Source organism: Streptococcus infantis (genome assembly GCF_047463175.1).
Classification (GTDB): Bacteria; Bacillota; Bacilli; order Lactobacillales; family Streptococcaceae; genus Streptococcus; species Streptococcus infantis_AC.
In genome coordinates, this window is the sequence record NZ_JASHEJ010000001.1 from 520878 (window position 1) to 539754 (window position 18877).

Genomic DNA, 18877 nt, shown 5'->3' on the forward strand with positions numbered 1-18877 from the left:
GTTAAAATGATTCTATTTTGGGGGTCAAAAGGTTACCAAAAAGTGTTGGGACATACACAAACTGCTATCGAATGTGGCCATTGTAACAATGTTGGTACTTGGGAAATTACGGAATACGGACGTAAGTTTACTCTTTACTGGATTCCGCTCTTCCCTTATGGTAAAACTTATTTCGTTTCTTGCCCGATTTGTCACTACGGTAAAGAAATTCAAAAATCTGAGATTGAAACCTATTTGAATTACTAGTCAAAAAGCCAAGTCACACAGACTTGGCTTTTTCCTATTCTAGTTTTGCGAGTTTCTCTTTTTATGTTAGCTCATTAAAATCCCAGATTTGATCCATCCATCCTTCATAGAAGTCTGGTTCATGGCAAACCATGAGGATAGAACCCTTGTATTCTTTCAGAGCACGTTTGAGTTCGTCCTTGGCATCCACATCCAAGTGGTTAGTAGGTTCATCTAGAACAAGGACATTGTTCTCACGGTTCATCAAGAGACAGAAACGAACCTTGGCTTGCTCTCCACCTGAAAGAACTTGAATTTGACTTTCGATGTGTTTAGTCGTCAAACCACAACGGGCAAGGGCTGCACGAACTTCAGCTTGGTTAAGTGCAGGAAAGGCATTCCAGACCGCTTCTAGAGGTGTTTGGCGATTGCCACCTTCCACTTCCTGTTCAAAGTAGCCGAGTTCTAGGTAGTCCCCACGTTCAACCTCCCCAGCAATTGGTGGAATAATTCCCAAAAGAGATTTCAAAAGGGTTGTTTTCCCGATACCATTGGCACCGATAATGGCAACCTTTTGATTGCGCTCAAAGGTGAGGTTTAAGGGTTTAGTAAGAGGACGGTCATATCCAATCTGCAAGTCCTTGGCTTGGAAGATAAAGCGTCCAGGTGTACGAGCTGTTTTGAAATCAAAGGACGGCATTGGTTTCTCACTTTGAAGCTCGATAATGTCCATCTTGTCCAATTTCTTCTGGCGAGACATGGCCATATTTCGAGTTGCGACACGAGCTTTATTACGGGCCACGAAATCCTTGAGATCCGCAATTTCTTTCTGTTGACGCTCATAGGCTGCTTCCAGTTGCGATTTCTTCATGGCATAGACTTCTTGGAACTGGTAGTAATCGCCTGAATAACGTGTCAACTGTTGATTTTCAACGTGATAGACGATATTGATTACATCGTTGAGGAAAGGAATATCGTGCGAAATAAGAACAAAGGCATTCTCATAGTTCTGAAGATAACGCTTGAGCCAGTCAATATGTTCGGCATCGAGATAGTTGGTCGGCTCGTCCAGAAGCAAGATATCTGGCTTTTCAAGGAGGAGTTTTGCCAAAAGTACCTTGGTTCTTTGTCCACCTGACAAGGCTGTTACATCTGTATCCATACCATAATCCATGACACCAAGAGCACGCGCGACTTCGTCAATCTTAGCATCTAAGGTATAGAAATCACGACTCTCCAAACGGTCTTGAAGTTCTCCAACTTCTTCCATCAATGCATCAATATCAGCGCCCTCTTCTGCCATTTCCATGTAGAGTTCATTGATACGCGCTTCGGCTTTGAATAATTCGTCAAAAGCTGTACGCAAAACATCACGCACAGTTTGACCTTCTTTGAGCACAGCATGCTGGTCCAGGTAACCTGCTGTCACGTATTTAGACCATTCCACCTTACCTTCATCAGGTAGCATTTTACCAGTCACGATGCTCATGAAGGTTGATTTCCCTTCACCATTGGCACCGACCAGACCGATATGTTCACCTTTTAAAAGACGGAAAGACACGTCTTCAAAAATCGCACGGTCTCCAAAACCGTGACTCAAATTTTTAACTTCTAAGATACTCATTCTAATTCCTTATCTTGTTTCTATGTAGTAGTTTATAAAGGACCCAAGCCAGGTAGCCACCCAAAGTATTGGTCCATAAATCATCAATCTCAAATACCCGGTTAAAATCAAAGAAAAAGTCTAAAACTAGTTGCGTACACTCGATGCTCAAGCTCAATAAAAAGCTAAACAAAATTACTTTCTTCGTTTTTCTTAGAGCAGGTATAAGATAGAGAAGCTGGAAAATTAATGGGAAGAGCAAGAGGACATTTAAAGCATTTTGCAAAAAGATCCAAAATAGCTGTGTGATACTTGTTACTTCTCCCAGTTTCCAAAGGGAGTTAAAAGGCGTCAAAAGAAAAACCAGGCGTCCAATAGTTTGAATACCTGGAGTTTCCACTCCTATCGGAAGTTTTGGCTGAGGAGTAAAACAAAAACAGATAATACAGATACTGTATAGCACGACTCCCAAGCTAAGTATTTTTTTTCGTTTCATCTTATGGATTTACTTCAGCTACTACTTTTTGGCGATCACGTTTCATGGTATTTGAACGCAATTGTCCGCATGCGGCATCGATATCTGTACCGTGTTCCTGACGAACAACACAGTTGACACCTTTTTTCTTGAGCGTATCATAGAAGGCCATGACACGCTCTTTGGGACTACGACTATATTGGTCATGCTCACTGACCGGGTTGTAAGGAATCAAGTTGACGTATGACAATTTCTTAATGTTCTTGAGCAATTCTGCCAACTCAAGCGCTTGTTCGACTCCGTCATTGACTTCATTAAGCATGATATACTCAAAAGTCACACGGCGGTTGGTTGTTTCGATATAATACTCAATCGCTGCAAAGAGTTTTTCAATTGGAAAGGCACGGTTAATCTTCATAATGCTTGAACGCAGTTCATTGTTTGGAGCATGAAGGGAAACAGCAAGGTTAACCTGTACTCCTTCATTGGCAAACTCACGAATCTTATGAGCCAAGCCAGAGGTTGATACGGTGATATGACGAGCGCCGATAGCCATTCCCTTATCGTCATTGATGGTACGGATAAAGTTCAAAACGTTATTGTAGTTATCAAATGGTTCTCCAATCCCCATAACAACGATATGGCTAACACGCTCATCTTGACCACGTTCGTCAAAATATTTTTGAACAAGCATAATTTGAGCCACAATTTCTCCGTTATTGAGGTCGCGTTGCTTCTTGATCAAACCTGACGCACAGAAGGTACAACCGATATTACATCCTACCTGCGTAGTGACGCATACTGATAAGCCGTAGTGTTGACGCATAAGTACAGTTTCAATCAGCATACCATCTGGCAACTCAAAGAGGTACTTCACAGTACCATCGGCTGACTCTTGAACGATACGTTGTTTCAAGGGATTGACTACAAACTGCTCGTTGAGTTTGGCAATCAAATCCTTAGACAAGTTAGTCATTTCTTCGAATGTCTGAACACGTTTACGGTAAAGCCATTCCCAGATTTGATCCGCTCGGAATTTCTTTTCTCCTTGCTCTAAGACCCATTCTTGCATACCTTGGCGTGTTAAACTATAAATCGACGGTTTCATCTTTTCTCCTTATTTTCTAGTCTTTCTTACGGATGACGAAATGACGTTGTCCCTTTTCTTCATTCTGAGGTTTCTGTTCTTTACGGCGACGTCTATTTCTCTTGTCCGTATGATTTTTTTTCTTATTTTGAGAAGACTTTTTCCCTTTACGGGTGTCTTTCTCTTCTTCTTTCTTGCGCATTTTTTGGTCAAATGGTGCTCGTTTAGGAGTCTCATTTTCTAAGACAAAATAGGCACATCCATAGCTACAATACTCGAGTAGATAATCTTGTAAACGACTGATTTTCTCGAGAGATTCTTCAGCTCGCTCATTCTTGTAGAATCCTCTCAAGCGCAACTGCTCATTGCTCCAGTCTCCTACAATATAATCATACTTGTTTAAAACTTCCGAAAAGCGTTGAGTAAAAGCTGTTGCATCAAAGGCTTCCTTACTATTTTCAACCAAGTTGAAGGTGAAACCTTCAGCCTCGACTTTATCTCCAGATAGATGAAATTCTGGACCAGGGAATTTATTGTAATTATATAATTCAGGTGCAATTTCTTTACGCATAATATTCCTTTTTAACGTTTACTTAATACTCTATTTTACCATATTTTTGCCATATTTACATCTTTTGATTTAAAATGAAAAAAGTCTGACGATTTCACCCTTTAATTCTAAAAGACACAACTGTACAAAAAAGAAAAAACTGGGAAAACCCAGTTTTTAAATTTTATAGGTAAAGTAATTTGAAAAGTGCTACAGCGGCAATAGCAGCAACAATCGGTGCAACTACTGGTACCCAAGCATACCACCATTTTGAATCACCCTTGTGTTCCCCAAGGATTGATTTAGGAAGTACTGCGTGAAGAAGACGTGGTCCAAAGTCACGAGCTGGGTTCAAACCTGGTCCTGAAGGTCCACCAAGAGATGTTACCAAGGCCATTACTAGGAAACCAAGAGCCAAGTGTGCAATACCAAGACCTGGTGACAAGAATGGAGCCACTTGAGTTTTTGCTTGTTCAAGATATGTAGCGACTTGTTCTTGAGGAATTGTTTGACCTTGAGCAGTCGCTTGTGCCACTTGTTCATTAATCAATGCTTGAGCTTTTGTAACTAACTCAGCACCAAAGAAGTTCTTTGTTAAACCAAGTGCTGCAAAGAAAAGAACAAATGATCCAATAAACTCATTGATAAATCCGTTCACAGTTGCTGCATAACGTGATTCTTTTGTTCCGTGGTCGATACTTGAAATTGTTGAAAAAGTTCCCAAGATGTTATTTGGATTTTCTGTTTTCAAGTAGTAGGGACGGTGAGTCGCAACAACCAAGGCTTGTCCGAAGATTGCTCCCAAAACTTGCGCGATGATGTATTGGGCTACTTGTGACCAAGGGAAGAGACCGCTAACTGCAAGTCCAAGAGTGAAGGCTGGGTTGATGTGGTTACCAGAAACGTTACCAAACATCAAAGCTGGGATCATAACCCCCATACCGTAACCAACAGCGATAACGAGCCAGCCACTTTGGTGACCTTTCGTACCTTTAAGTTCAACGTTGGCAACTGCACCATTACCTAAGATAATCAAGATAGCTGTTCCCAAAAATTCAGTGGCATATTTGACTGCCCATGTGAAATCCATTGATAGATTCTCCTTATTATTTTTTAGACAATCCCTATTCTATCAATTTTTAAACCTTTTAGCAACAGATTTTCTAAAAGAATCCTATGGAAACGCTTTTATTTAGGGATTTTAAAAAGAGAGTGGGACAGAAATCGGTAATTCGTTAGAATTCGATTTCGTCGTCCCACCTCCGCACAGTTGAGTAGGGCTGTAAAAGCTGATGAAATCAGCGAAGTAAAGCCCACTCAACCACTGCGTCTTGCTCGACAATCCAAAGAAAATTGAGAGGCTAGGACTTTTGTCCCAGCCTCTTCATATCCTATTACTGACGCTGACCAAAGTCCTTAATCATCTGCTCCATTTCCTCACGACTTGGTGTCGTAAGCATATAGAGATAGTCTCCTTGCAATTCAGCAAAGGCTGCCGGCATAATTTTCTTTACTTTGAACTGCTGACCATATTTAGCGAGCAAGTCTTCTTCTGAATAAACATAGTTAGCATTGGCGCGACGAGATGTTGCCAAGCAATACTGGGTTTCAAACGGAGACTCTGGGAAGGGTTCACCTGCAACGATAGCTGCATAGCCCTTGTACAAATCCAAGGAATGCGCATAGTTATAGACATCAATAGTGAAGCCACCCGCTGGACGGTTATTGTACTCAATGGCAATATAATCATCACCCTCACGGAAGAACTCGATATGGAAGAAACGTTCTTTCATACCAAACTCCTTGACAATAGCCTCACCATATTTACGCAATTTTTGATCCATATCTTTAAGAACATAGTAAGAATTGTCCATCTTGTAAATCATGAGATCAAGGGGTGTATGGGCATAGTCAAAGGTAGTTGAAAAGACAATATTTCCATCTCTATCTACCAAACCATCAAAGGTACAGATTTCACTAGAGGTAACAAATTTTTCAAAGAAATAAATGGTTGAGTGGTCCCATTCAGCCTTAAAGTGGTTTACATCATCTTCTGTTTCAAGTTTGAAGGTTGCTGCCGCACCTACTCCATTGTCAGGTTTTGCAATCATGGGAAGACCGATTTCTTTCACAGCTTTGTCAACATCTGCTTCTGTTTCAATGACAGCTCCTGGAACGACTGGTACTCCCGCTTTTTTGAAGAGTTTCTTCATCTCAGACTTGAACTTGGTCTTCTTGAGATCTTCTGGTTTGGCACCAAAAACATTGAACTGTTCACGAAGGGCAGCATCCAACTCTAGCCAGTATTCATTGTGTGATTCAATGCGATCAATTGGGCCATGCTTATAGAAAAGAAAGGCAACTGCTCGTTTAACCTCATCCATATTTTCAAGATTATCAACTCGGAAGTACTCCGTCAAACTATTGCGCAATGGTTCATCTAGTTGTTCGTAGGGTTCTTGCCCAATCCCTAGAACTGTGATTCCTTTATTGGCTAACTCAATACTAAATTGCTGAAAATTTTGTGGGTAATAGGGTGAAATTACAAGATAATTCATAAGCAACTCCTTTTATAGACTCATATGACCGAGGAAATAAGGCATTTGTTTGCGCCACCATTCCCAGTCATGGGCAACATCGTGCCCCCATTCTGCAAACCAGGCAGGAATTTGTTTTTGGTCAAAGGCTTCTTTTAACTTGTAGTAAGAAGGAAGGCCATCCTGTTCCCAAGCACCTAGTCCAGTACAAATCACAATCTCAGCCTGACGGTAACGATCAATAAACCAACCATCATTTTGATTCCAGATATAGTCTATTGGTGAATTTTGATAGATAGCATCATCGTTGTAGTAATCTCCAACAAAGAAACGAGCATCATAGACACCACTGAGGGCGATTACCTTGGTAAAGACATCTGGATGTTGGAGGAAGAAATTCAAAGCGTGATAGGCTCCCATAGAGCAGCCTGTTGTCATCATACCGTCAAACCAGCCTGTCTTGTGCTTGATAAAAGGAATAGCTTCTTCAATCACATATCGTTCATAGGCACGGTGCATCTCAGCTTGATCATGACTATTTTTCCAAGTCGCAAGCCAGCTCTCACTATCTACACTTGAAAGGGTAAAGAACTGCACGCGACCTTCTTCAATAAAGGATGCACAAGCATCAATCATTCCAAAATCATAGTATTCATTGTGGCTACCACCTGAAGAAGCAAAGACAACAACTGGGATGCCTGCATGTCCGTATCGATTGACATACATTTCACGGTTAAGATGACCACTCCAGTGGCTAAGATGTTCAATATGCATATCCTGTCTCCTTTATACTAATTACCAATTTTCTGCAAAAAAACGTAGGCAAGCTGGAAGATTTTCTGACCATGGAATTTCATGGTGGATGGCTCCAGCCTGAACCTTGAGAGAGAGATTTTCCAACTCAACTCCTCCTGCTATCAGATCATGATAATAGCGAAGAGAAGAGTCAATATAGGCCTGCTTAATATTACCAGCCATAAGGGTCTTATCCGTGTCATCTGCTTCTTCCGTCCCGACATAGATAAAGACTCGCTGGTCTGGCAATAGTTTTTTACGCTCTATATAGCGATCAAAAGCCTCTTGGTGAAGCCAGTTGGCTGATGAGAACACTCCCAAACACCCAATCTGATCCTGATACTCCAAGCCAATAAACTGGGTAATATTGCCACCTAGAGAAGACCCAACCATAGCAGTGTGTTTACGGTCTGATTTTGTACGATAGTTTTCATCGATAAAGGGTTTGACCACTTCCATGACAAACTCAGCGTACTCGACTCCCTTACCACCAAACTGTTGACCGGGAATATTAGACTCTTGGAATTTCCATGCCGCATACTCATTCATTCGTCCTAGACCATCATTATCAATGGCCACTACAATCATACGGCTGATATCCGGATTACGTTTAATGGTAGGAATGATCTTCCATGAATGACCGACATAGGATTCTTTACTGTAAAAGACATTTTGACCATCATGAAAATAAACAACCGGATAAGTGCGATCCGTGTCTTTCTCGTAGTTTTTCGGGAGGAGAACACGTACACGGCGGTCCTTGCCTGTGTATGGAACCTTGAGTTTATGCTCTCGCATTTTCAGGTAAAAGTAGGATTGATTCATTGTCAGAAAACTCTCTATATTCAAAATTTTACCTAATTATATCATAAAAATAGAAAAAAAGTCAGTTTCCATCCAGATTTAGGACAATAAACTAACTTTTTTTACTTATTTTATCTTTTCCTCTGGTTTTTCTGATTAAAGGAGGTCATCAATTAACTCATCAACCGCATCTTTCTCAGCTTGAGGGGTAATTTCAGTAATCATAATTCCTGCTACTGCTCGCTCAACCAATCCTTCAACATCCATACGTGTTTCATACTGTTCAGCATTCTTAATCTTTGGATTTGTTTTGGGACGATCAGGCGCAAAAATCGTACAGCAGTCTTCAAAAGGTTGGATAGAAATTTCAAAGGTATCAATTACCTGAGCAATATCTATGATTTCCAACTTATCCATGGTCACAACTGGTCGGATAATCGGTGTATTGGTTACGGCGTTGATAGCCTGCATACTTTCTAGGGTTTGGCTTGCCACCTGACCAAGACTTTCACCATTGATGATGACCAAACCATTTCTCACTTCACGGATACGGTCTGTAATGCGCATCATAAAGCGGCGAGTCAGAGTCATGAGGTAAGCTTCTGGTGCCTTAGCCTTAATCTCTTCTTGAATCTCCGTGAATGGCACTTCGATAAACTGGATATTCCCACCGAACTTGGTCAATTTACGGGTCAAATCCTGCGCTTTCTTGAGGGCACCTGGACTAGTATACGGTGGGCTCGCAAAGTGAACAGCCTCGATATCTACTCCACGTTTTAGAGCTAGATATCCAGCAACAGGTGAGTCAATCCCACCTGACAACATGAGCATTCCTTTACCAGAAGTTCCAACTGGCAAACCACCAGCCCCACGAATGGTCTCATAGGAAAGATAAGCCGCCTCTTCACGAATCTCCACTTGCAGATTAATATCAGGATTTTTCATTTGTGCTTGCACATTTGGAATAGCATCAAATACTGCTCCACCAAGAGTTTGGTTGAGTTCACGACTGTCTAACTCGAAGTTATGGTCACTTCGCTTACTTGAGATTTTAAAGGTCATCCCTTCCTTATAGATGTCTTTCATAATCTCTTGAACAGCAGACTTAAGAACTTCTACGGATTTTTCAACCTTATACACTGGAGAAAAGTTTTGAATCCCGAAAACCTGTTTGAGAGACTCTGCTACTGCTGCATAGTCGGCTCCATTAAGATAAGCATGGGCACGGTCGCGATCAGCAGTTACCTTGACTTGAGGATAGATAGATAAAACATCTGAGATATTATTACGTAGTTTATTGATGAAACGCATACGGTTTTTACCTTTGGTTGAAAGCTCCCCATAACGAATCATAATTTCTGAATATTGCATGAATACTCCTATCTTACTTTTCTAGTTTGATTGTAAATTAATTTTAGCTTAGTCAAAAATTGCTCAACTTGACTCATGTCATTTTCTAGGTCTAGACTGAGGCGGACTGCTGACTGAGCCTTATCTTTTTCAACCCCCATGGCAATCAAGGTGCCTGCAGGTTTTCCTGCCTTGGACGAGCAAGCAGAGGTTGTGGAGATGAAAATATTATAGTCCTCAAATGCATGAACGATGACTTCACCACGGACACCCTTAATCCCAAAGGTCAGAATATGAGGAGCAAAATCCTCTTCTCCCGAGAAGACAAAAATATCAGGATAATCAAGAAGGGCTTGACGGATGACTGCCTTCATCTGACTTGTTTTGCTCGTAAACAAATCCAGATTTTCCATAGCCAAACGTAGGGCCTTGGCTGTCGCAGCAATACCCGCTATATTCTCAGTAGTTGAACGATAGTCACTCTCTTGGCCACCACCAGTTAATAGGGGAGTAATCTTTTTACCTGACTTGATATAGACAAATCCAACACCACGAACTCCGTGGAATTTATGACTAGAGAAGGTCACAAAATCCACTCGGTCAGTCAAATACTTTTCTGTCGGAATCTTAGCTAAAGCTTGAACCGCATCAACATGGAAGGAAATCGTTGGCTTATCTGCTAATAGTTCTGAGATAGCTTCAATAGACTGGATTGATCCAATTTCATTGTTGACTGCCATAACAGAGACTAGCGTTGTATCAGGACGAAGTAGATTTTCTAAAGCAACTACATCTACAAATCCTTTTTCATCAACTGGTGCAAAATCCACCTCGAATCCTTGAGCCTGAAGCCAAAGAGCAGACTCCTTAACCGCTGGATGCTCAATTTCTGACACGATGATGTGTTTACCAAACTGAGCTTTTTCAAAAGCGACACCTTTGATAACCCAGTTATCTCCTTCGGTACCGCCAGAGGTAAAGAATACTTCTTCGCTTTTCTTACCAATTAAGTCTGCAATCTGCTGACGAGAAGCTTCTAAAATTCTGGTAGATTGGTCGCCCAATCGATGGAGACTGGAAGGATTTCCTATAATTTTTGAAGCAACTTGCATATAGGTCTCTAATGCTTCTGGGTAAGGCTTGGTCGTAGCTGAATTATCAAAGTAAATCATGGTTTCTCACGCTTTCTAAAATCACTCCTTCTATTGTAACACGAAACAGTTCAGGCGACAAGAAATGCCGTTCAGGTTCATTTAAGTTTTTTTTAAAGATTTTGGGTATAATGAATCATGGTAAAGGAGAGAAATTATGTCTAACTATCGCAGAAAATTAAAACCTAAAACTGAACATATCAAAAAAGGCTTTACCGTCTTTCAAAAAACAATTGCAACTTTAGCCAGTATCCTTGGTTTGATTACAGCTAGTATCACTATCATGAATGCTTTAGATAAAAACAAGGATCATAAAGATACGACTCCACAAACAACCATTATCAAGGAAGTTCAAAAGGAAGCTCCCGCTGAATCCAACGCACCTGCACAGAATCAAGGAAGCAACCAAGAAACTAATTCTGCAAATGGTGGAGTTAACGATAAAAACAATAATGTTCAATCAGAAGAGACTACTCAAGCTTCTAACAACGTCCCAAAAAATCAAACTGATGGAGTTGCTCAATCTGATACAGTTGCGACAGACAATAAAACAAACCCTTAACAATAAAGCTTCTCTCCAGTTTCGGAAAGAAGCTATTTTTTTATTGTTGTAAGACTTTTCGAGGTTTTGTCCCTTCAGCAGGACCAATAACTCCAGCCATCTCTAATTCTTCCATCAATCGAGTTGCTCGGTTAAAACCAACAGATAGACGGCGCTGAATCATGGATGCACTTGCTTTTTGTGTCTCGATGACAAGAGCTTTTGCTTCTTCAAAGAGAGGGTCTCCAGCATCATCGCTAGAGCCAAAATCACCTTCTGACTCAGATACTTCTCCTGGGTCAAAGCTTTCATCATAATCCGCATCAGCTTGAGCCTTAATGAAGTTTACGATGCGTTCCACATCATCATCTGAGATAAAGGAACCTTGGAGACGAACAGGATGGTTTTCATCAATTGGTTTAAAGAGCATATCCCCTCGGCCGAGCAACTTCTCCGCACCATTTTCATCCAAAATCGTACGTGAATCCGTTCCTGAAGAAACAGCGAATGCTACACGTGACGGCACATTAGCCTTAATCAAACCAGAGATAACATCAACTGAAGGACGCTGGGTTGCAAGAATCATGTGAATACCAGCTGCACGCGCCTTCTGTCCAAGTCGGATAATGGCATCTTCTACTTCCTTGCTAGCAACCATCATGAGGTCAGCCAACTCATCCACAATCACAACGATTAAAGGTAGAGGTACTTGTTTGTACTCTGATTGAGCGTTGAATTCCTCAACTTTAGCATTGAAACCAGCAATATTTCGAACTCCGACTTTGGCGAAAAGTTCATAGCGGTTTTCCATCTCGTCAACGACTTTTTGAAGGGCCTTGCTGGCCTTACGAGGGTTGGTTACAACTGGAATCAAGAGATGAGGGATATCGTTGTAAACTGATAACTCGACCATCTTAGGATCCACCATCATAAACTTGACTTGGTCTGGACGAGCCTTCATCAGAATACTTGCGATAATACCATTAACTGCAACAGATTTACCAGAACCTGTAGACCCAGCTACAAGTAAGTGAGGCATTTTAGCCAAGTCAAAACTACGAGCCGTACCATTGACTGCTTTCCCAAGAGGGATTTCTAGAAGGTTTTCAGGCTTAGTTTGAGACTGTTCCCATAGTTCTCGGAAGGAAACTGTTGCGATTTCTGAGTTTGGAACTTCTATACCGACTAGCGACTTTCCGGGAATCGGTGCTTCAATACGGACATCCTTAGCAGCCAAGGCCAGAGCCAAGTCGTCTGCTAGATTGGAAATACGATTGACACGAACACCAACTGCGGGTTTAACCTCATACTTGGTCACCGATGGACCGATTTCTGCTCTTTCTACAGTCACTTTAATACCAAAACTTGCGAAGGTCTCTTCCAAAATTTTAATATTTTCTCGAACGATTTTCTTTTCTTTTGACTGATCTTTTGGTTTATCTGGCGCAAAGAGTTGCAAGCTTGGGAGCTTATACTCCAAGGCCTTTTTAGCAGAAAAATCTACTTCAACCTCTTCGTCATCATCATCTTCTTCAGAGAAAACTTCTTCCTCTGGATAGTCTCCTTCTTCAGGATAATCAAAATCAGCTTGCGGGAGAATAATCTCAGGTTCTACCCATTCCTCCTCTGGAAGTGAAGGAAATTCTTGCAGTGGTTGGTCTGATAAGATTTCTCCAGTTTCCATATCTACAGGCTGCATGTCAAGCAAAGCCTGCTCTTCTCTTTCTTTTTCAAGTCTTGCTTGCTCTTCTACTTCTCTTCGTGCCTTTTCCTCTTCACGCTTGATAAAGCGCTCTTGTTTTTTCTGTTCACGGCGCTCCATCCAGATAGCAAATCGAGCTGAAAGAAAATCGGCGATATCATAGATAGACCATGGACTCATTAAAAGAGCTCCGATTAGGATTAAGATTGCCCCGATGAAATAGGTACCGATATTTGAGAACAAAAAGGCTACCGGAATGTAGAGACCTACCCCTAACAAGCCTCCCCCTGCAAAGCTGGTCACTTGAAAGCTAGTTAAATCTTTAAAGATTTGTCCAATCGTTCCTTGAAAAATAGCATTTGCCATGCTAAGCTTCCAGACAAGATAAGCTTGAAATATGAGGAGTAAACCTGCAAAAATAAAGAAGAAACCTGCTAACAAGCCTTCTTGTTTATGAATCCATTTAAAGAAGAATAGATAAATCAAGAGAGAGAAAATAGCTAAGTATGCTAAACTCCCTACGAGTAAGCGAATCAGGTTATAAACTGTGATTCCGACAGCTCCCCATTTGAGGGCTGCAAAAATTAAACAGATAGCCAAAGCTAAAGAAATCAGCATTCGTTGAATCGCTTGTTTTCTTTCCAATTCTGCTTTAGACGGTCTTCGTCTTGTTTTAGTTGTATTCTTGTTTGTCATGCTTCTATTATATCATATTTCAGAAACTTTTCGAGGGGTTAAAAAATGACTGCCCACTTTCGCGTTCAGTCATTTGAATGTGTTTGTGATTATTTTTCTAATGGTTTACGAAGGTAACCGTAAACTACACCACTAACAAGTGCTCCTACCAAGACAAAGACAAGATAAAGAAGGGCATTTGTTGTAAGGGCGATAACGAAGATTCCTCCGTGAGGTGCCATCAGTTTGATACCTGCAAGACCAACAAGTCCACCTGCCACTGCTGAACCAAGGATAAAGCTTGGGATAGCACGAGCTGGGTCAGCTGCACCAAACGGAATCGCACCTTCAGTGATGAATGACAAGCCCATAACAATGTTAGTCAAACCAGAGTTGCGTTCTTCTTTGGTAAATTTGTCCTTGAAAAGAAGAGTCGCAATGAATACTGCTAGCGGAGGAACCATTCCTCCAGCCATAACTGCTGCCATAGCTACTGAACCACCTGTTGACACTGTTGCTGCAAGAGTACCAGTACCAAAGACATAAGCGGCTTTATTGACAGGTCCACCCATATCGACAGCCATCATTCCTCCAAGAACAAGACCAAGAAGAATAGCAGATCCTCCACTAAGACCAGCGAGGAAGTTATTCATACCAGTATTGATTGCGGCCATTGGGATATTAACAGCTAGCATAACAAATCCTGTCAAGATTGTTCCAAAAAGTGGCAAGAGAAGGATTGATTTAGCACCTTCAAGTGAGCGAGGAACCTTCACGTATTTCTTAACTAAGAGTACCAAGGCACCAGCGATAAATCCACCAACAAGAGCTCCAAGGAAACCTGATGATACACCTGCAAGAGCTGAAGTTGCTTCACCACCTTGAGCATAAGGGATTTTACCAAAGGCAAAACCTTCTTTAGCAATAGCTCCAGCTACGAAACCTGCTACCAAACCTGGTTTTTCAGCGATTGAGTAAGCAACATATCCTGCAAATACTGGAAGCATCAAACCAAAGGCTGCGCCACCGATTTTCATGAACATAGAAGCGAGTTCATGGTAAGATCCAAGATTTCCGAGGCTATCGTTTGGTACACCCATAGCACCATCAATCAAGAAAGCAAGGGCAATCATAATACCACCACCGATAACGAATGGCAACATTTGAGATACACCACTCATCAAGTGTTTGTAGAAAGCACCACCGACACTTTGTTTTTCGTTAGATGCTGTTGAAGCTTGCGCTCCATTTGCAGCACGATATACTTCAGCATTACCAGAAAGAGCCAAGTTGATCAACTCTTCTGTCTTACGAATGCCATCTGCAACTGGACGATTGACCAACGGTTTGCCATCAAAACGATCCATTTCAACTGCCTTATCAGCAGCGATGATAACAGCTTTAGCCTTACGAATATCTTCTGATGTCAATTTGTTGCCAACACCGCTAGCACCATTGGTTTCAACCTTGATACCGACACCCATTTCCGCGGCCACTTTTTGAAGAGCTTCTTTTGCCATGTATGTGTGGGCAATTCCTGTTGTACAAGCTGTAACTGCTACGATAAAGTCACCAGATTCATTCGCAGGAGCTTGTACTGGTTCTTGAGCTTTTTCTGAAGCTTGGTCAAAGAGTTCAATGACTTGATCAGCTGATGTTACTTGACGAAGTTTATCAGCAAATCCGTCTTTCATCAAATATTGTGACAATTCTGCCAAGGCAGCCAAGTGCGTATCATTGGCACCTTCTGGAGCAGCAATCATAAAGAAGAGGTCTGTTGGTTGCCCATCCAAGCTTTCGTAGTCAACACCCTTGTTCGACTTAGCAAAGAGAACAGTAGCTTCCTTTACAGCAGCATTTTTGCTGTGTGGCATAGCGATACCGTCGCCCAAGCCTGTAGAAGTCAAAGCTTCACGCGCTAAGATTCCTTCTTTAAAGGTTTCAAAATCTGTCACGTATCCGTGTTCAACCAAGCTATGAATCATTTCTTCGATAGCTGCTGTTTTTTCAGTTGCTTGCAAATCAAGCAACATGACATCTTTTCTCAATAAATCTTGAATTTTCATCTTTTTTCTACCTCAACTTTTTCATAAGTTTCTTTAATAAATGCTGCAGTTGCTAAATCATCTGAGAAGGTGGTTGCTGTTCCACATGCCACTCCCCACTTGAAGGCTTCTACTACGTCTTTTGATTTGACAAACTCACCAGTAAATCCAGCAACCATCGAGTCACCAGCTCCCACTGAGTTTTTTACTGTTCCCTTGATCGGTTTAGCAAAGTAAGCTCCCTCTGATGTTACCAGAAGGGCACCATCACCAGCCATAGAGATAATAACGTTTTGAGCACCTTTAGCTAGCAATTCTCGAGCGTATTTCTCTATTTCATCAAGGCTTTCAAGCTTGACTCCAAAGATAGCTCCCAGTTCATGATTATTTGGTTTGACCAAAAGTGGTTGATAATCCAAACTATCAATCAAGGTTTGACCTTCAAAGTCACAGACTACTTGTGCGCCTGTCTGACGGGTCAAGGCAATCAAATCCTTATAGATGACATTGCCTAAGTTTTTAGCACTTGATCCAGCAAATACTACTGTATCTTCTGCTGTCAGACTTAAAAGAATGGCTTTTAACTCTTCAAGTTGTTCGGGCTCAACATTAGGACCTGTCCCATTGATTTCAGTTTCTTGGTCTGCTTTGATTTTGACATTGATACGCGTATCTTCTGCCACTTGGACAAATTGCGTTTCAATTTGTTCTTCAGCTAAAGTATCTGTGATAAATTTTCCAGTAAAGCCTCCGATGAAACCTGTCGCTGTATTTGGAATATCCAAACGCTTCAAGACACGGCTAACATTGATACCTTTACCGCCAGCAAACTTATCATCACTATCCATACGATTAACACTACCAACTTCTACTTTGTCCAAACGGACAATGTAGTCTATAGATGGATTGAGTGTGACTGTATAAATCATACTTCTATTACCTCCGTTTTCTCTTTGATAGCTGACAAGAGCTCGTGACCCTTGCTTGTAATGACAATAGCACGTTTTATAGGAGCTACCTTAGCAAAACAAGACTGACCAATCTTGGATGAATCTGCCAAGACATATGTCTGTTTAGCATTTTCTAGGATAGCACGCTTGACGGCGCCCTCCTCCATATCTGGAGTTGTAAAGTAACCTTCATCTATACCATTCATTCCAATAAAGGCACGATCAAAGTGCAGTTGGTTAATCTGATTGAGAGCTACTCCTCCGATACTGGCATCAGTTGTCATCTTGACTCCACCACCGATAATGACTGTTGGGATTTGCTTATCCACTAATTGCACCGCATGGTGAATGGAATTGGTTACCACTGTAATGTCTTTTCGCTCCAATTCCTTAATGAGAAAGGCTGTCGTACTTCCTGCATCCACAAAGATAACATCTTTTTCTTTGATGAGAGAAGATGCTTTTTGAGCGATCAACTTTTTCTCTTGAAGGTTTTTGACAGATTTTTCTTGAATGGTTTCTTCTTCTTGCAAGGAGTGAGGCAACTCTGCTCCTCCATGCACTCGACGAAGTTTATTTTCAGACTCCAATTCATCTAAATCACGTCTAACTGTTGATTCTGAAGTATCTAACAAGCCTACCAATTTCTCTAGAGAGACGATTTTATGCTGTTTCAATTCTTCTAAAATCACCTGTTTTCGTTCACTTTTTAGCATTAGTTTACCTCCTGTTAACGATTACATTATTCATTCTATCATAAAAAATATCAAAGTCAAGCATTTTTTATCATTTTCTTTCATTTTCTATCACTGGCTCCTCAACTTCAAATAAATTTGCAAGAAAGAAGGCTTTATGGTAGACTAGGTTAGTAAACAATGGAAGATTACTCAAGAGGCTTAAGAGGCCGTGTTGGAAACGCGGTAGGCGTGTTAAAGCGTGCGTGGGTTCGAATCCCATGTCTTCCGTTTATTTTCAAAAAGATACCCAAGAAATCTTGGGTATCTTTTTTCTTATATGCTTGTTTTATAACTCGGGTGAATTTCTTAGAAAATATCAAATAACAATTTCACATTGAGAATTGTTAAGATAATGGAAACGATATAGCCAAGGATGGTATTCCATTTGGCATTGGTAAATTCTCCCATCAGTGATTTCTTAGAAGTTAGATAAATCAGTGGGAAGATTAAAAATGGAAGAGCAATCGAAAGAAAGACTTGTGAATAAACCAATAACTGATCCAATGTTTTTTCCTGATGACCAAACAGAACCGCTACAATCATGACAGGCAACAAGGCAAAGAGACGAGTTGCCAAACGAATGAACCATTGAGGTAATCTCATATGCAAGAAACCTTCCATAACGATTTGTCCAGTCAAGGTACCCGTAATTGTCGAATTTTGACCACTGGCTAATAAAGCCAAGGCAAACAAGGTTGATAAGGTCGAGCTAGCTATAGCTCCTGCAATAGTAGAATCCTGCAAGGCATTATACATTTGAGAGAAGGCAGAAATCTCAGATGCATGGCCGAAAAAGAGAGCCGCCCCGAGAATTAATAGAAGGGAGTTAACGATAAAGGCCAAGGACAGTTGAAGATTTGAATCCCAGGTCATAAAGCGCACCGCTTTTCGAACATCTTCCTTGTACTTGTGATTGATTTTCCGAGTTTGAGACAAGGAAGAATGTAAATAGAGGTTATGGGGCATAACCGTCGCACCTACAATCCCCAGAGCTAAAGTTAATTGACTTTCATGTCCTGGCAAAGGACTCTCAAATAAGGTCGAATTGGGTAAATAACCCTCAGCTATTCCCTGGAAACTTGGGTGTGACAAGGCTACTAGATAAGTAAAGATTGCTAAAATCGTTAAAATCAGTGTTGTCACAATAGCTTCAATCTTCTTAAAGCCAAATTTCATCAAAAGCAATAAGAGAAAGACATCTAGAACCGTCAAAAGGATGGCTATCATAATCGGAATCTTAAAGAGAAGATTGAGAGCAATGGCTGAACCTAGAACTTCTGCCAGGTCTGTCGCCATCAAGGCTAACTCCAAAATCACCCATAAGCTATAACGAAGCCATTTTGGTGAGTGATGAGCTGTTGCTTGAGCCAGGTCCATCTGGGTTACAATCCCTAGCTTTCCTGCCATCTGCTGAAGTTGCATGGCAATGAGAGATGAAATCAAGATAACAAACAAGAGACTATACTTATAGGAAGCACCACCGACTACACTGGTAATCCAGTTTCCTGGATCCATATAACCAACTGCGACAAGAGCACCCGGACCCAAGAAGGCCTTTAAATTTTGCCAGAAATGATTGTTATTTGGAGTATCGATAGATTGATTAATCTCAGAGAGTGACACTTTTTTATGAGAAGACATAGATACTTA

At 41.1% G+C, this 18877-nt stretch carries 17 protein-coding genes and 1 tRNA gene; 3 read left to right on the forward strand and 15 right to left on the reverse strand.

Translation table 11 applies throughout. The features are described from left to right. The first annotated feature begins 6 nt into the window (after positions 1-6). Positions 7-246 (forward strand): zinc-ribbon domain-containing protein, encoded by a 240-nt coding sequence (locus QM859_RS02760; RefSeq protein WP_251935555.1) that lies wholly within the window; start codon positions 7-9, stop codon positions 244-246. Between the two features lie 61 nt (positions 247-307). Here QM859_RS02760 and QM859_RS02765 read toward each other — a convergent pair whose 3' ends face one another. The 10 genes from QM859_RS02765 to QM859_RS02810 all read right to left on the reverse strand — a co-directional run bounded on the left by QM859_RS02765 (position 308) and on the right by QM859_RS02810 (position 10598). Continuing rightward, positions 308-1849, reverse strand: a complete 1542-nt coding sequence (locus QM859_RS02765; protein WP_414262049.1) for an ABC-F family ATP-binding cassette domain-containing protein — start codon at positions 1847-1849, stop codon at positions 308-310. Position 1850: 1 nt separating this feature from the next. Beyond that, entirely contained in the window at positions 1851-2324 is a 474-nt protein-coding gene (locus QM859_RS02770) for a VanZ family protein (protein WP_414262050.1), read from the reverse strand. Between the two features lies 1 nt (position 2325). Continuing rightward, a complete protein-coding gene (gene rlmN / locus QM859_RS02775) occupies positions 2326-3411 on the reverse strand; it encodes a dual-specificity RNA methyltransferase RlmN (RefSeq protein ID WP_414262051.1) in 1086 nt (361 codons plus the stop codon). Positions 3412-3427: 16 nt separating this feature from the next. Next, positions 3428-3961 (reverse strand): YutD family protein, encoded by a 534-nt coding sequence (locus tag QM859_RS02780; RefSeq protein WP_414262052.1) that lies wholly within the window; start codon positions 3959-3961, stop codon positions 3428-3430. A gap of 163 nt (positions 3962-4124) precedes the next feature. Further along, positions 4125-5030, reverse strand: coding sequence for an aquaglyceroporin Gla (gene gla / locus QM859_RS02785; protein ID WP_414262053.1), 906 nt, complete (start codon positions 5028-5030; stop codon positions 4125-4127). A gap of 304 nt (positions 5031-5334) precedes the next feature. Beyond that, positions 5335-6498, reverse strand: a complete 1164-nt coding sequence (locus QM859_RS02790; protein WP_414262054.1) for an ATP-grasp domain-containing protein — start codon at positions 6496-6498, stop codon at positions 5335-5337. 12 nt (positions 6499-6510) lie between these two features. Next, entirely contained in the window at positions 6511-7251 is a 741-nt protein-coding gene (locus QM859_RS02795) for an esterase family protein (RefSeq protein WP_414262055.1), read from the reverse strand. A 21-nt stretch (positions 7252-7272) separates the two neighbouring features. Continuing rightward, entirely contained in the window at positions 7273-8097 is an 825-nt protein-coding gene (locus QM859_RS02800) for an alpha/beta hydrolase (protein WP_414262056.1), read from the reverse strand. A 135-nt stretch (positions 8098-8232) separates the two neighbouring features. Next, complete coding sequence (gene thiI, locus QM859_RS02805; RefSeq protein WP_414262057.1) at positions 8233-9447, reverse strand: tRNA uracil 4-sulfurtransferase ThiI; 1215 nt, start codon at positions 9445-9447, stop codon at positions 8233-8235. Between the two features lie 8 nt (positions 9448-9455). After that, positions 9456-10598: a cysteine desulfurase family protein gene (locus QM859_RS02810; protein WP_414262058.1), complete on the reverse strand. Its 1143-nt coding sequence runs from the start codon at positions 10596-10598 to the stop codon at positions 9456-9458. Between the two features lie 136 nt (positions 10599-10734). Between QM859_RS02810 and QM859_RS02815 the strand changes: the two genes are divergently transcribed. Continuing rightward, entirely contained in the window at positions 10735-11139 is a 405-nt protein-coding gene (locus tag QM859_RS02815; RefSeq protein WP_414262059.1) for a DUF6556 family protein, read from the forward strand. A gap of 40 nt (positions 11140-11179) precedes the next feature. Here QM859_RS02815 and QM859_RS02820 read toward each other — a convergent pair whose 3' ends face one another. The 4 genes from QM859_RS02820 to QM859_RS02835 all read right to left on the reverse strand — a co-directional run bounded on the left by QM859_RS02820 (position 11180) and on the right by QM859_RS02835 (position 17206). Then, on the reverse strand, positions 11180-13516 hold the full coding sequence (locus tag QM859_RS02820) for a DNA translocase FtsK (RefSeq protein ID WP_414262060.1): 2337 nt from the start codon (positions 13514-13516) through the stop codon (positions 11180-11182). Between the two features lie 89 nt (positions 13517-13605). After that, positions 13606-15561 carry a PTS fructose transporter subunit IIABC gene (locus tag QM859_RS02825; RefSeq protein ID WP_414262061.1) on the reverse strand — a complete coding sequence of 652 codons (1956 nt, stop codon included), beginning with the start codon at positions 15559-15561 and terminating at the stop codon, positions 13606-13608. Continuing rightward, complete coding sequence (gene pfkB, locus QM859_RS02830; RefSeq protein ID WP_414262062.1) at positions 15558-16469, reverse strand: 1-phosphofructokinase; 912 nt, start codon at positions 16467-16469, stop codon at positions 15558-15560. Before pfkB ends, QM859_RS02825 begins: the two co-directional genes overlap by 4 nt. Beyond that, positions 16466-17206, reverse strand: a complete 741-nt coding sequence (locus tag QM859_RS02835; RefSeq protein ID WP_414262063.1) for a DeoR/GlpR family DNA-binding transcription regulator — start codon at positions 17204-17206, stop codon at positions 16466-16468. Before QM859_RS02835 ends, pfkB begins: the two co-directional genes overlap by 4 nt. A gap of 161 nt (positions 17207-17367) precedes the next feature. Between QM859_RS02835 and QM859_RS02840 the strand changes: the two genes are divergently transcribed. Further along, positions 17368-17455: transfer RNA gene (locus QM859_RS02840), tRNA-Ser, on the forward strand. A gap of 78 nt (positions 17456-17533) precedes the next feature. Here the strand turns inward: QM859_RS02840 and QM859_RS02845 are convergent. Then, positions 17534-18868, reverse strand: coding sequence for an Nramp family divalent metal transporter (locus QM859_RS02845; RefSeq protein ID WP_414262064.1), 1335 nt, complete (start codon positions 18866-18868; stop codon positions 17534-17536). Positions 18869-18877: the final 9 nt, after the last annotated feature.